We start from the raw sequence: 14,714 nt of genomic DNA, 5'->3' as shown, positions 1-14,714 counted from the left end.
TTTACCAAAGACTGAAAGCGTCGAGGCGCTGGCGATAACGCCGGCCGATCGCGGCGGGAGAGAACAAACGGCGGATGTCGGCCGCGCCTTGTTGACCGAGGCGTTGCGCCAACGCCGAATCCGACACGACTTGTCGCATTGCGTGAGCGGCGTGCTCGACATCGGCATCGGCCCAAGTCTGGCCGCGGGCGTAGGGGCCGTGATCGCGCTCGAGGGTCTTGAGTTGGTAGCGAATCGGGAAGCCGTTGGCGGCGGTCACGAACTCCGTGGTGGCGGACCAATCGGTGCTGATGACCGGTTTGCCGAGGAACATCGCTTCGGCGAGTCCGAGGCCGAAGCCTTCGGCGCGGTGGAGCGAGACGAAGCAGTCGCAGGCTTGCTGGAGCTCGAGCACCGTCTCGCGCGGCAGCGTGTCGCAGATCAGGTGAGCGTCCGGCAGGTCGGCGAGTTGCGCTTGGAGTTCGGCGAACTCGGCGGGATTGAGGCCTGGATTGTGCGTCTTGATGACGAGGCCCGCCGAGCCGGGATTCGGGAACGCGCGCTTGAACGCGGCAATGACGGCCTGCGGGTTCTTGCGCTCCTGCGTCGAGTTGAGGTCGTAGATGAAAAGGAAGAGAAATTTGCGCGCGGGCAGGCCGAACTTGGCGCGGAAGTCGCCGCGTGGGATCGGAAAATCGATCGCGAGAGGCATGGTCAGGACCGGCTTCGGCAGCTTTGCGGCGATCGCGGTGCGCGCGAAGTCGGACAGGCACCAAATCTCATCGAACAGGCGGTGATGGCGCACGCGGCTGTCGGGAAAATCGGTCAGTTCCCACGCCCAGAAGCCGATGTTGTAGCGGCCTTGGCGAAAGGCCTTGCCATGATGATGCTCGATTTCCTCGGCCTGCGGAGCGTCGAGATGGAAGACGTTGATCGGATACGGATTCTCCTCCTGCAGACGTGCGGTGAACGAGTCGTCGTTGCGCGAGTTCAGGCAGTTGATCTTGAGCTCCACGAGTGCGGTCGGCAGCTGGACGGCGTCAGCAGCGCGCACCATGCACCGCGCCATCTCGGCGACTCCGAGTGCGGCGCGGAAGTGACCGATGACGTTGAGGCCCGGCTTCCAACTTTGCTGCACGAAGGGGCGGGCCGGCGTGAGATGGCCGAGACGGAAATTAATGAGCTCCTTTCCGTCGACGCGCAGCGCCTCGAGCGCGAGCGAGCGATTGCGGCGCTGGAGGCGGTATTCCTGTAGCAGCTTGTAGAGGGACGACGGCAGAAACTTCAGCGGCTTCGTCACGCGCCCGAGCCAGGCAAGCCAGTTGCTCCAATAAACGTCGTCGAGTTCCAGCGTGACGACGGACTTTTCTGGCAAACCGCCTCCCGGCAGAGGGAATTGCCACAGGAAGGCGCCCGCGCGCACCGGCCAGATGGCGCCGAGTTCTTTCCCATTCAGTTTCACCCGGAGGCCGGGGAACGGCACCGAGGTGGGAAACTCCTTCGAGTAGTCGACAACGGTGCCGATGATCTCGAGGCGGTGCCCGGGCACCACGACCGGCACGCCGATTTCGCCGCGGTCACGGAGCCATGCGGTGGTGCCGCTGAAGAACACTCGGTGACTCGGCCATTGCGTCTCCTGCGGTGGCGACCAACCAGCGACGGAGCGCGAAGCGGGCGACGTTTGTCTGCTCCAAAGCGACATAGGATTGGTCAGGAGAGCGGCAAACCGTGCGGCGCGGCAAGCGCTTTCCCTGCGTGGAGGAGCTGCTCCCAGCGCGATTCCTCCGCATGAAGATTCTGGCTGACATTGCTCTCGGCCCAGCGGCCAGGACGCGGTGTGACGCCGGCGAGAAAATCGGCCGCGGCCTTCTCAGCTCTCGGGTGCCGCGGGAGGCGGCCGGCTTGGGCGTCGGCGAGAAAAGTCTCGCACCAGGCGCGCCACGCCTCGCGTTCGAACACGTCGCGCCAGCGGCGAAAAAGGCGGTAAGAATTTTCTTCGTTGCGAAGGTTTCTTCCCGGTGAAGCGCTGACGTGGTGCAGCACGACGCTTTGCAGCGCCGTCCAAGTGGAGCGACCGGCTTGGCGGGCACGGAAGCAGAGATCCACGTCCTCGCCGCCGTTTTTGAATTCCTCGTCGAAGACGCCGAGTTGCGCGAAGAGTCCGCGTGGGATCGCGAAACACGCGCCTGTGACAGCCGGCATCGCGGCGTAGCCCGGTGTGGTGGTCGTGGCGGACGGCAGCGTTTTAAGGTGCACGGGTTTCCCGTTGGCACTGACAACAAGGCCGGCGTGGTCGAGCGTGCGGTCGGCGTGTCGGAGTTGCACGTTGCCGATGATGCCGGACCGCGGAAGGCGAGCGAAGCCTGCGTGCATCGGCTCGAACCAGCCCGGCTGCAGCACGAGGTCGTTGTTGAGAAAAAAAAGAAACTCCCCCGTGGCGACTGCCGCGCCGCGGTTGCAGGTGGCCGCGAAGCCCTGGTTTTTCTCGTTGAGGATGACGCGTGTGGGCGTGGGCAGCGTCTCCAGCCAGCTACGCGTGCCATCGGTGCTGCCATCGTCGACGAAAATGATCTCGTGCGCCAGTCCGGCGGGAAGCGTCTCGCGCAGGCTCGTCAACATGGCCTGAGTGAGCGGCAGGCAGTTGAAAAGCGGGATGATGAACGAGACCTGCATGGAACTTCAGCGCGTTGAGGAGCGCGTTCTCGCGAACGCCAAGCTCAGGCGAGAAGGCGGCGGAGGTAGTCGCCGTAGGAGGACTTGCCGAGCTTCTTGATGTTGGCTTCGAGGCCGGCGCGGTCGATCCAGTCTTTCTTGAAGGCGATTTCCTCGAGGCAGGCGATTTTCAGGCCGGTGCGGTTTTCGAGGACGTGGACGAAGGTGGCGGCTTCGACGAGCGAGTCGTGCGTGCCGGTGTCGAGCCACGCGGTGCCGCGGCCGAAGAGTTCGACGTGGAGCGCGCCGCGTTCGAGGTAGAGGCGGTTGAGGTCGGTGATTTCGAGTTCGCCGCGCGCGGAGGGCTTGAGGCTGCGGGCGAGGGCGACGACTTGTTCGTCGTAGAAATAGAGGCCGGGGACGGCGTAGTTGGACTTGGGCTGCTTGGGCTTTTCCTCGAGTGAGACGACGCGGCCATCCGGGGCGAATTCGACCACGCCGTAGGCGGTGGGGTTGGCAACGTGGTAGCCGAAAATGGTGGAGCCGGCGGTGCGACGGGTGGCTTGTTCCAGCGAGCCGACGAATTCTGCGCCGTAGAAAAGATTGTCGCCGAGAACGAGGGCGGATGGCTCGGTGCCGTTGAGGAAGCCGACGTCGGCGGCGATGGTGAACGCTTGGGCGAGGCCGTCGGGGCTGGGTTGCTCGGCGTAGGAAAATTTGAGGCCGAGGTTCGCGCCGTCGCCGAGGAGTTTCTTGAAGAGCGGCAGATCGGTGGGCGTGGAGATGACGAGGATCTCGCGGATGCCGGCGAGCATGAGCACCGAGATCGGGTAGTAGATCATCGGCTTGTCGTAGACCGGCATGAGCTGCTTCGAGATCGCGATGGTGAGCGGGTAGAGGCGGGTGCCGGAGCCGCCGGCGAGGACGATGCCTTTGCGATTCATGGGGGTAAAATCAGACTTTGGTGCCGAGGCGTTCGCGGGAGTATTTCTTCGCGGTGATGTCGGCGGCCCAGCTGCGGTGCGTCAGATACCAGTCCACGGTCTTCTCGATGCCGGTGGCGAAGGTTTCGGCGGGTTTCCAGCCGAGTTCGCGGTGGATTTTGGTCGCGTCGATGGCGTAGCGGCGGTCGTGGCCGGGGCGGTCGGCGACGTAGGTGATTTGCTTCGTGTAGCTCTGGCCGTCGGCGCGCGGGGATTTTTTGTCCAGCAGCGCGCAGATGGTGTTCACGATTTCGATGTTCGGCTTTTCGTTCCAGCCGCCGATGTTGTAGGTCTCGCCGACGCGGCCGCCGAGGAGCACGGTCCAGATGGCGCTGGCGTGGTCTTCGACGTAGAGCCAGTCGCGGATCTGCATGCCGTCGCCGTAAACGGGAAGGTTTTTCCCCTCGAGGGCGTTGAGGATCATCAACGGGATGAGTTTCTCGGGAAAGTGGAACGGGCCGTAGTTGTTCGAGCAGTTGGTGGTGAGCGTCGGCAGGCCGTAGGTGTGCTGGTAGGCGCGGACGAGGTGGTCGCTGGCGGCCTTGGAGGCGGCGTAGGGCGAGTTGGGCTCGAAATTGTGGTCCTCGGTGAACGCGGCAGCTCCGGGCTTGAGCGAGCCGTAGACTTCGTCGGTGGAGACGTGGAGGAAGCGGAAGGCGCTCTTCTTCGGCTCGGGGAGTTTGGACCAGTATTGCTTGGCGCAGTTGAGGAGGCGGAGCGTGCCGACGACGTTGGTCTGGATGAAGGGCTCGGGCGAATCGATGGAGCGATCGACATGCGACTCGGCAGCGAAGTTCACCACGGCGTCGATCTGGTGCTCGGCGAGGAGCTGCGCAACGAGCGTGGTGTCACCGATGTCGCCGTGCGCAAAAACGTAGCGCGGATCGGAGGCGAGGTCGGCGAGGTTGGCGGGGTTGCCGGCATAGGTGAGGGCGTCGAGATTGACGAGCTTCGTGAGCTTCGAGCCATTTTCGAGCAGGCGCTGGCGGATGAAGTTGGAGCCGATGAAGCCGCAGCCTCCGGTGACGAGGACGTTCATGGGGAAATCAGGCGGAGCGCACCCAGCGGCGCAGGTCGCGTTCGACGGCTTCGTGGACCTCCGTCATGCGGATGCCAGTCGCGGCGAGCTTCGAGGAGTTCATGACGCAGTTGGAGCGTGGGGTCTTGGCGGCTTTCGACATGAAGTCGGCTTCGTCTTTGAAGAACTGGAAGTTCTTGTCGGAAACGCCGGTCTTCTTGATCAGCTCGACGACCTCGTGCGTGGTGATCTGGCCGGGGTTGGTGACGTTGTAGGTGCCGAAGGGCACACGCTTCTCCCAGCAGGCGAAGGTGGCGGCGACGAACTCTTCGAGTTGCGAAATGGAGTTGGTGGCTTCGAGCAGCGTGGCGTAGCGCTGGAGCTTCGTGAGGTAGTTGCGCGGGTTGTCGACTTCGTTGAAGGGGATGCGCAGGCGCCAGACGTAGACGCTCGGTTTGTCGGCGAGGACCTCTTCGCCGAGGGCTTTCGTGCCGGAGTAGAACGAGCAGTTGTTAGTGCGGAAGGAAAAGTTCGGTGTGTCGGTCTCGGTGAAGCCGGACCCGTCCTTGCGCGCGCCGGTGTAGATGCAGCCGGAGGAGACGTGGCCCCACGGCACGCCGGCATCGGCGCAGGCGAGGGCGATGGTGCCGGGGAGGACGGCGTTGCCATCGAGGCACTCGGACTTGTGCAGTTCGCAGGCGTCGACGTTGGGTTTGCCGGTGTAGCCGGCGGCGTTGATCAGGAACTCGGGTTTTTCGCGACGGAGCAGGTCCGTGAGCGTGGCGCGGTCGGCGTAGTTGACGTCCGCGCGCCGCAGATTGCGGAACGGGATGCCCTTGCGCGTGAGCAGGGCCTGATAGGCGTGGCCGACGTAACCGGAGCCTCCGAGCAGGTAGATCATGGAGCGGTTACGAGACAGCGTGGTGCGGCGGGCGTCAACACGCTGTTTTGAGAGCGAGAACACTTACTTTTTTCGGTAGTCGCCGCGGGAGAAATACTTTTCCAGCCAGACGTAGGCGCAGATGAAAAAGTAGCGGCTGCCCATCTCCTTGATCTTTAGCTTGGCCTCGCCGTATTTGCGATTGCGCCAGGAAATCGGCATGCTGGTCCAGCTGTAGCCGCGGACGATGGCTTTCAGCGGGATCTCGACGGTGAGGTTGAAATGCGGCGCGAGAAACGGCCGGCAGCCTTCGATCACGGTGCGGCGGTAGGCCTTGAAGGCGTTGGTCGTATCATTGAGCGGGATGTTGAATCCGATTCGCACGAAGAAATTCGCGAGGCGATTCACGAGCAGCTTCACGCGTGGGTAGTCGATGACCTCGCCGCCCTTGACGAAACGGGAGCCGAAGACGCAATCCCAGCCGTCGTTCAGCAGACGCCAGTAGTTCACGGCGTCGGCGGGCGAGTCGGAGGCGTCGGCCATCATGATGGCGACCGCATCGCCTTTCATATGGTTAAGACCGTAGACGACGGCGCGGCCGAAGCCATGCGGGCCGGGATTTTGGACGGGAGCGAGCGTGGGAATCTTCTGCTTCAGCTCCTGTAGCACGGTCCAAGTGCGGTCGCGGCTGCCGTCGTCGACCACCACGATCTCGTGCGGCACGCCTTCGCGGGTGAAGGTCTCGTAGATGTCCGTCAGCGTGGGCGGCAGCGAGTCCTGCTCGTCCCGGGCAGGGATAACGATCGAATAAAGTCGGAGAGGCGCGGCGGCCGCGGGCATCGGACCATTCGACAACAACCGGGCTGCGGGGCAAGCCCGGGCTAGCGGGGCGCAGACAGCTCCAACCAATCGGGGTGCGCTTCGGCATGGCGGGCGATTTCGTCGAGGATTGCCGACGCGGCCGTCCGCGGTTGCCAGTTCCAGAGCCGGGTGGCTTTCGCGTGGTCCAGGACGATCCACGGGATGTCGAACGGCCGCGGTGTGCCGTCCTGCGCCACCGTGTGCGGACCGAAGCGCCCGGCGCACCAATCGCTGAGTTGCTTGAGCGACATGGCGGATGCGGCGCCACCGGAGAGGTTGATGAGCCGATCCGCTGTGCCGAGTTTGCCGGCGCGGAACTGTTTTTCCAACAGCGGCACCAAGTCCCGCGGATGCAGGCAATCGCGCACCTGATGGCCGAGGCCACCGAAGCCGAGGTATTTCAACGGACGCTTCCGCCGCCACGCGTTGATCCAGTAGGCAAAGATGCCTTGGTCCGCGCGACCGAACTGGCCTGCGCCCGCGAGCACGCCGCAGCGGTTGATGAAGACCGGAAAGCCAAATGTTTCGCCGTATTCGAGCGCCATCGCCTCGGAAGCGAGCTTGGTGGCGCCGTAGAGCGAGATCGGCGCGCCGGTGGAGAATTCCTCGTTCAACCCCGCCGCGCTCAACTGCGGCGGCAGCGGGCGGCTGACGTCGGGGACGAAGGCGTCACGCTCGACCGCGACCGCGAGGCTGGCCAGCGGCGCGATCGAATAGACGCGGCTGGTGCTCAGGAGAATGAAGCCCGCGCGGTGGCGCTTGCAGTATTCGAGAACGTTGATCGTGCCGGTGAGGTTGTGGTCGACGAGCTCGCGTGAACTCGTCTTGCCGTCGACGCCGGCGAGCACGCTGGGGTTCGCCGCCGCATCGATCACGAAGTCCGCGGGCGGCAACGCATCGATTTGATCGGCGAAGCGCAGGTCGGCCGTGATGACCTTCACGCCGAGTTGCGCCAGCGGCGCGCGATTCGTTTCGCTGCCCGGGCGGATGAAATTGTCGAATCCCCATACCTCGTAACCGCCCGCCTCCACGAGCACGCGTGCGACCGTGCTGCCGACGAAACCGCAAATGCCGGTGATGAGGACGCGCATGCTCCGATCACGGAAGCAAACCGCCGAGGAAGGGGAAAGCGGGAAATCGACGGCGCGCGCTCAAAATTGCCAGCGACAGGCACCGGAAAGGCCGGTGGAAGCGGAGCGCTGACCGCTCGTGGCGAGGTTTGCAGCGATCGAGATCCCCACGTGGCGGGTGGCTTGCCAGTAAACGCCGACGTCGGCTTGCAACTCGTCGGCCTCGGCTGGCCGTCCGGGCGCGAGGTAATAGTCCGTGTCGCCCGAGGCAAAGTGCGATGGGACGCTCCGGTCGCGATCGAGTTCGTGCAGCCAGCGGATCGCAAGATGCGGGCTCCACTTCGAGCGGCTCGGCGCAGGCGCGAGGTTGAGACCCGCGAGAAGGCGTAGCGAGCGATTGCGCCAGTCGGCGAAATGCATGCCTGCGTTGCCTGCGGCCGATTCGCTGAAGTCACCGGCGCGCCAGGTGGACTCCAGTGCGCCCACTTCAACCGTGAGCTGCCCACGCGGACTGCGGAAGTCGCGCGCGGCCGTGAGCGAAAAGTCCCACTGCTTGGCCGTGGGATGGGCAACCGCGAGCGCGTCGAAACCGGAGTAGGTGATGCGGCGGCGAAGCGAGTATTCGTGCTGAGTGAACGCGATTGTCGCATCGAGGTGGACCGGACCGGCGCTCCATCGCCCATGCAACCCGGGAGTGATGCTGCGATTCGACGATCGGCTGCCGACTTCGTCGAGTTGGACGGTCTCTTCGTCTCTTGCCACGCTGGTGGCTAGCGTCCACGTGCTCCCGCGCCAGACGGCGCCGGCGATGCCGCCATCCGACGATGCGACAGAGCGCGGGTGTTCGCCGTTCGCGTCGCGCTCGCGGCGGGTATGACGTGCGGAGAAGAACACGCTATTGGGGGCGTCGAGCTGGCGTTCGATCCCGGCGTGGCGAGCGGCGGATTGGACGAACGCTTGATCGGGCAGTTCCGCGTAGCGATCTGGGGTCAGTGCGGCGAGTGCGGTGCGCACGTCGTCAGTGGCGGTCATACGGTTGAGGCCGGCGAGCAGATCGAAGTAGCCGGCTTGGGCCGTCGCGAGGGTCTCATCGAGATGGACGCCGAGCGCGGTGGAGGCGGGCGAGTTGGCGGCGGCGAGGCCGGCGAAGGATTGCTGCTGCAACCGGACGGCCACGTCGGTCGCCGTGTATTCCAAGGCAGCCTTGAGCATCGCGGTGGAGCTGGGCAGTCCGTTGGTGGTGGTGAACCGGCTGACAATTCTACTCGCGGCGACGACGGGATAGCGGTGGCTGCCGACCTGCGCGGCGACCGGCAGCGCTCCGAGGTTCAGTGCACCGTCGAGACTGGCGGTGCCGCCAACACTTACATTGGCGGTGGCGGGCGAGGTCAGCGACAGCTGGCTGCCGGACGCCAGCGAGAGGTCGCCGCCGACGCGGAGCGGATTGTTCCCCATTGCGATATCGACGTTGCCGCTGATCGATTTTATCGCGACGGGACCGGTTGCTTCGGTTGCATCGATGCGGATCATGCCGGCGATCGAATTCGTGCCGACAATTGCCAACCCTGCGGTGTTGGCGGCGTCTTGAATGCGAATGGTGGCACAATCGATCGATGAAACGGTGCGAACGAGTCCATCGCGCACGGACGACTGGTCCCGGAAAACAACCAGCGAACCTCCGAGAAATGAGTTCATGGCAATCTCGCCGCCATCAAGGATGGACGCGTCGCGGAATTCCAAGCTGCCGTTACCTCTTCCTGCACCGACGAGGATATGGCCGCGATCGACGGAGCTGTCGGCGAAGATCACGGCGGAGCGCGCGTTGAAGAAGGTGTTGTAGACTGTGGCTAGGATGTCGCCTTGGAAGACCGAGGCGGCTGCGAAACGCAGGGTGCCGTTCGGCACAGACAATCTACCGTGATCACCTGCAGGTGATACGCCGGCGCCGCTGATGGTGAGTGTGGCCGCTTGAAGTGCGCCGGCCGGGCCCGCGCGATCAACGCCACCCACCTGAACTTCTCCTCGCGGCAAGTCGAGCGCAGCGAGCGTGATGTCGGTGCCGCTGATGATGGCGAAGTTCCCTCCGCTCGGAGGCGAGGTCGGAAACACGGCGATCGCGCTCAGGGAGTTTGGCACGCCGTCACTCCAGTTGGTGGGATCGGCCCACGCTTGTGAGCCGGAGGCGGGCGCAATCCAAGTGGAAGTCTGCGCCAGGCCGATGGCCGGGATCAGGAAGGCGACGAGGAACGCCGGGCGCGCGAGCACGAGGATTTTATCGGATGACATGACGGGGCGATGTGGGGCCGTTCGTCATCCACGACATTCCGTCGGCTGACTTCCGCCATCGGTGCCCGAGAAATTTCGCCAGGCTCGCCGCTCAAAACGTCGCCGTGAGCGAGAGGGAGAGCGTGCGGCCGCGCCAGTCGCCGTAGGATTGCACGCCGGCACCGGAGGGGGCGTTGACGTAGCGCGGGAAGGCGGCGGCGAAGACGTTGTTCACGCGGAGTTGTGCGCGCAGGCCGTGGTGGGCGTCTGTCCACGGCAGCCAGCGGGCGAGATCGCCCTGGATGTAGACGTCGGCTTGCCAGGTGGACGCGATGCGGTCGGAGCCTTGCGAAGCCCATTCAAAATCGGGGAGCCGGCGCGAACCGAAGTAGTGGGCGTCGGCGCCGAGGCCCCAGGCGGGACGATTCCAACTCGCGCCGACGTTGAGGCGGTGGCGCAGCAGATGGACGTTCGACATCGAGCCGTCGGGGTGGTCGATTTGGTCGACGACGCGGCTGCCGGGCAACAGCTGGCGATCGTAGCGCTGGAAGTAGACCCAGCGTGAATAGAGATCGAGCGTGCCGCCGCCGATGGCGGGCAGGCTCACGTCGGTCGAGAAGTTCCAGTTCTGGGAGTGGCGGCGTGCGGCGTTGATGATGCCGCCGGAAACCTGCGTGATGCGACCGGAGGCGTCGCGGCGCACGCGATCCGGCAAGACCGTTTCGAGGTTCACGGCGTCCTGAGCCTTCAGGTCGAAGAGTTCGTTGGTCTTGCGCGTATCCACGAAATCGAGCGCGAGGCGGAGGCGGCGCGTGCGGCCGCGCTGGAAGATCACGCCGGCGGTTTGAGTGATCGCGTCCTCGGTTTTGAGTCCGGGGTCGACTGGCTGCGTGGCGTTGACCACGTAGCCTTGCTGGAGGATGGGGTCGAAGATGAAGGTGCCCTCGCTGCCGCCAGTGCCGCCGCCGGGCGCGACGATTTGCCGGCTCATGCCCGGGGTAGGGAAGCGGCTCGAGGTGCTGAAGCTGCCGCGAAAAGCCAGGCCGCCGACGAACTCGGCTTTGAGGGCGAGCGTGGGGGCGACGTAGGCTTCGCTGGCGTTGTTTGAGGCGATGTAGCGGGCGGCGACGTCGGCTTCGAGCGACGCGAGCCAGCGCGGCAGCCAAGCGGAGGGGAGCAGCGGCGCCTGCAGTTCGCCGAAGCCGCTGTAGCGTTCGATCGAGCGCGCGCCCCACGTCTGCGTGTCGCCGACGATGCCGCCGTTGCCATAGCGACGGTAGTCCACGTAAGACGCGCGGTGGTTGCGGCGGTAGTCGACACCGGCGTTTACGACCGCGCGGCCGGTGGGCAGCGTGATGTCCTGATTCGTGGCGCGGACGGCGGCGTCGAGCGCGTCGTAGTCACTGAATGTCACCGTCTGGCCGCGGCCACCGTAGAAGACCAGCGCCTCGTCGTAGAATGCCGCAGGTGCGTCGGTGGTTTGCGTGTCGCGCAGCGGGTTGTAGCGACCTTGGTCGACGAGGCGCTGCCAAGCGGTGGGATCGACTTCGACGATGCCGCGCAGCCGCGTGACCGAGCGTGCGAATTGCAGGTCGGTCGCCACGCGCCACTCAGCGGGCAGGCGGATCAACGCGCCTGCCAGCACCGAGTAGGCTTCCTGGCGGACGCGCGTGTAGTCGGGGCCGAGGGCGCGGGGGATTTCGTTGAGCGAGACGGCCACTTCGCGTCCGAAAGGGTTGAACGGCGACGTCGCCGGCAGGCGTAAGTCTTGCGAGAAGACGTTGTAGCCGCGGTCGAGTTGTGTGGCGGAATACGAGCCGTCGAGGCCGAGCTGCACGCGCGGGGTGAGATCGTAATTGAGCGAGCCAAACCACGTCGCGCGGTCCTGCCGGCGGCCGTAGGCGTAGTCGCGCGTCGCCGGCGAGGACGAGAAACCGCCCGGAGTGCGGAACAGCGCGGTGCTGCGCACGCCATCGCGTCCGGCGAAGGCGGCGAGTCCTCCAAGGCCGTCGGCCCCGGGCGCGACGGACGTGAAGCGTGAGGAGCCGCCGGGCAACACGGGCGCGCCGTCGAGGCTGCGCACATTCGGCGTGGCGCGAAAAATCTGATCGCTGGCGGTGTCGACCGGCCGCGCCGCGATCAACCCGAGTTCGGCCTCGGTGGGCGGCAGGTTGCGGCTGAACGTGGCGTTGAGCCGCACGCGCAACCGGCCGTCGAGCAACGTGCGGCCGTGCAGCAGTGCCACCGTCTTTTCGGGCGCGTCGTAGCCCGCGAGCGTGTTGGTGTAGGACGTGTGCACCTCGGTGGAGTTGAACTCCGGGCGCAGCACGAGATTAATCACGCCGCCGACGGCGTTGCCGCCGTAGAGCGCGGCCGCGGAGACGGGCAGGACTTCGACCTGTTCGATGAGGCTGAGCGGGACGATGTTGACGTCCGGCGCGCCGAGGCGGCCGGAGACGTCTTGGATTGTCTCGGGCAGGCGGCGGCCGTTGATGAAGATGATGGTTTCGTCGCGCTCGAAGCCGCGCAGTTGGAGGTTGGAGCTGCCGGTCGTCACGAGGCTGGTCTCGGTGCTCGATTCTGCGGGGCTCGCGGCGGCGTCGCTGTCGAGCAGTTCGCGGCTGAGAAACTGGTTCAGGTTGACCGCGCCGCTGCGGACGATCTGGTCGCGGTTGTAGACGGCGAACGGCAGCGCGTCGTCGACGGTGCGCGGCAGGTCGAGATTGCCGGCGGCGCGCCGCGCGATGAGCACGGGGTTGCGTGAGGTGCGGAGCGAGTTCGACTCGGCGTTGACGGTGTAGGGCGCGAGCACGGTGACGTCGCTGCCCAGCCGCAAGCGCACTGGCGCGAGCGTGAGCACGCGATGCGGCTCCACGGTGAGATCGACGAGTTCGACCGGTTGGAAACCGTCGGAGGCGACGTGCAGCCGCCAGCTTCCCGCGGGCACGGCGTCGAAGTTGAATTCGCCATCGCGGTCGGTGGCGGTCGCCTTGGCGGTGCCGAGCAAGCGCACGGCGATGCCGGCGATGCCGCGGCCATCCGGAAGCAGGATGCGGCCGTGGACCGCGCCGGTCGCGGGCGCGGCGCGCACAAGGAACTTGCCGGCGCGATTGCGGCGGCCGACGAAGCCGGTGCCTTCGAGAAGTTGAGCGAGCGCGGCCTCGGGCTCGAGTCGGCCGGACACGGCATGGGCGGCCACGCGGTCGAGTTCGTCGAAGGCGAAGAGGACCTCGACTTCGGCCTGGGCGGAAAAGGCGAGCAGTGCCTGCGCGGCGGATTGCGCGGGCAGCGAGAAGTCGCGCGGCGCGGCCCGGCTCGATGGGTTCGAGGCGAGGGCGAAGCAGAGCAGCGGCAGCGCGCGAACGAGAACACGGAAGAACTGACGCACGGCGACGGCGAAGCGGTTCAAGGCGCGTGGGCGGGGACGACGAGGTAGCCGCCATTCTCATCGCGGCGGACTTTGACCTGCAGGCTGTCTTCGATGCCGCTGAAGAATCCGTCGAGGTCGTCGAGGCTGAAACGTCCGCCGACGGTGCGCGCGGCGACTTCCGGGGCGGCGTGGAACGTGCGGCCATGGTAGCGCGCGAGCAGGGCGAGGGCCTCATCGAGGCGCGTGCCGGCGAAGATGGCGAGACCTTGGCGCCAGGCGAGTGCGCGTTCGAGGGCGGCCGCGTCGAGCGTGCGCTGGACAATGTTATCGCCGTCGATGGCGAGCTGGCTGCCCGGCAGGAGATCGACGGGCTCGGCGCGCAGGGGGCGCACGCGGACTTTGCCGGAGGCGACCGTGACGTGGAGTGTGGCCGGGGCTGCAAGAACATCGAAGGCCGTGCCGGTCACGCGGACAGTGCCGTCGGGCGTCTCGACGAGGAACGGGCGCGCGGCATCGGGCGTGACGGTGAAGAACGCCTGTCCGGAGGCGAGCCGCACGCGGCGCTCGGTGCGGGTGAACTCGACGCGCAGGCTGGTGTGGGCGTTGAGTTCGACCGACGAGCCGTCGGTGAGTGCGAGGGTTTGGCGTTGGCCCACCGCCGTGACGGTCGTCTCGACGCGAGCCGCGGGAGAGGCGATGTGGAACACCAAGGCGACTGCCGCCGCCGCTGCGAGCGTCGCTCCGGCCCAAATCGGCCAGCGCGACCAGGGACGCGACGAGGCGAGCCTTGGTGCCGGGGGGATTTCCGCAACCTGATCCCCGATACCTGCAAGCAACGGCATCTGCTGTTCGAGGTTCGCGGAAAATTGGCAATAGGACGAGAGGAGCGCGCGGTGGTCCGGCGCGGCGGCGAGCCAAGCGTCGAGCGCGGCGCGGTCGTCCGAGGAGAGATCGGAGCCATCGAGGCGCGCGGCCCAGAGTGCGGCTTGGTCCTCGGCCGCGGGGTTCGGGGAAGGGGATGGCTTCATGGTTGTGCCTCCTGGGGAGAGGCAGTGGTGACGGGCGAGGCGGACTCCAAGTCGGCGCGGAGGAGACGAAGTGCGCGAGCGTGCTGCTTTTCGATCGTGCTGATCGCGATGCCGAGGCGGGCCGATATTTCCTGGTGAGAGAGCTGCTCGATTTTGCGGAGAAGCAGCACGGTGCGGCAGCCTTCGGGGAGGCGTGCGATGGCGGCGTCGAGGCGAGCGAGCTCCTGGCGGGCGATCACCTGTTGCACGACGCCGGGAGCGGTGGCGGCCGCGCGGTCGGCGTCGATTTCGGCGGGGACGACGGGGGAGATTGCGCGGCGTTTGAGGCGGTTGATGGCGAGACGGCGCGCGGTGGTGTAGAGGAGCGCGTCGGGATTTTGCGCCGAGGCGTTTTCTACGGACGGACGGACGCGGAGATAGGCGTCGTGCGCGACGTCCTCGGCCTCGGCGGGATTGCCCAGCAGGCGCGAGAGGTAGCGGCGCAGCGGGCTGATCGTGCGGCGGTAGAGTCCGGAAAATGGCGAAGAGTCATCTCTCATCGTCGGCTTGTCCTTGTATCCGACAATCCGTGGATGCCAACCCGCTACTCGGCGCGTGGATTTTTGCTG

General features: G+C 66.0%; 11 protein-coding genes. All 11 read right to left on the bottom strand.

The genetic code is table 11. The features are described from left to right. Position 1: 1 nt before the first annotated feature. Positions 2–1,591, bottom strand: coding sequence for a glycosyltransferase family 4 protein (locus HZA32_18990; GenBank protein MBI5426164.1), 1,590 nt, complete (start codon positions 1,589–1,591; stop codon positions 2–4). 98 nt (positions 1,592–1,689) lie between these two features. After that, positions 1,690–2,652 (bottom strand): glycosyltransferase family 2 protein, encoded by a 963-nt coding sequence (locus tag HZA32_18985; GenBank protein MBI5426163.1) that lies wholly within the window; start codon positions 2,650–2,652, stop codon positions 1,690–1,692. Between the two features lie 44 nt (positions 2,653–2,696). Next, positions 2,697–3,575 (bottom strand): glucose-1-phosphate thymidylyltransferase RfbA, encoded by an 879-nt coding sequence (gene rfbA, locus HZA32_18980; protein ID MBI5426162.1) that lies wholly within the window; start codon positions 3,573–3,575, stop codon positions 2,697–2,699. A 10-nt stretch (positions 3,576–3,585) separates the two neighbouring features. Further along, positions 3,586–4,653, bottom strand: coding sequence for a dTDP-glucose 4,6-dehydratase (rfbB, locus tag HZA32_18975; protein ID MBI5426161.1), 1,068 nt, complete (start codon positions 4,651–4,653; stop codon positions 3,586–3,588). 7 nt (positions 4,654–4,660) lie between these two features. Continuing rightward, a complete protein-coding gene (locus HZA32_18970; GenBank protein MBI5426160.1) occupies positions 4,661–5,533 on the bottom strand; it encodes a sugar nucleotide-binding protein in 873 nt (290 codons plus the stop codon). Positions 5,534–5,596: 63 nt separating this feature from the next. Further along, on the bottom strand, positions 5,597–6,352 hold the full coding sequence (locus HZA32_18965) for a glycosyltransferase family 2 protein (protein MBI5426159.1): 756 nt from the start codon (positions 6,350–6,352) through the stop codon (positions 5,597–5,599). A gap of 41 nt (positions 6,353–6,393) precedes the next feature. Further along, positions 6,394–7,464, bottom strand: coding sequence for an NAD-dependent epimerase/dehydratase family protein (locus HZA32_18960; protein MBI5426158.1), 1,071 nt, complete (start codon positions 7,462–7,464; stop codon positions 6,394–6,396). Positions 7,465–7,524: 60 nt separating this feature from the next. Then, entirely contained in the window at positions 7,525–9,729 is a 2,205-nt protein-coding gene (locus HZA32_18955; protein MBI5426157.1) for an autotransporter domain-containing protein, read from the bottom strand. A 91-nt stretch (positions 9,730–9,820) separates the two neighbouring features. Further along, positions 9,821–13,117: a TonB-dependent receptor gene (locus tag HZA32_18950; protein ID MBI5426156.1), complete on the bottom strand. Its 3,297-nt coding sequence runs from the start codon at positions 13,115–13,117 to the stop codon at positions 9,821–9,823. Then, positions 13,114–14,106: a FecR domain-containing protein gene (locus HZA32_18945; protein ID MBI5426155.1), complete on the bottom strand. Its 993-nt coding sequence runs from the start codon at positions 14,104–14,106 to the stop codon at positions 13,114–13,116. Before HZA32_18945 ends, HZA32_18950 begins: the two co-directional genes overlap by 4 nt. Then, a complete protein-coding gene (locus HZA32_18940; GenBank protein ID MBI5426154.1) occupies positions 14,103–14,645 on the bottom strand; it encodes a sigma-70 family RNA polymerase sigma factor in 543 nt (180 codons plus the stop codon). Before HZA32_18940 ends, HZA32_18945 begins: the two co-directional genes overlap by 4 nt. Positions 14,646–14,714 lie beyond the last annotated feature (69 nt).

The sequence above is a fragment of the Opitutia bacterium genome, assembly GCA_016217545.1.
In the GTDB taxonomy this organism is placed as follows: Bacteria; Verrucomicrobiota; Verrucomicrobiia; order Opitutales; family Opitutaceae; genus Didemnitutus.
Note: the sequence above shows the minus strand (reverse complement) of the source record. Positions and strands in the feature narration are given on the sequence as shown.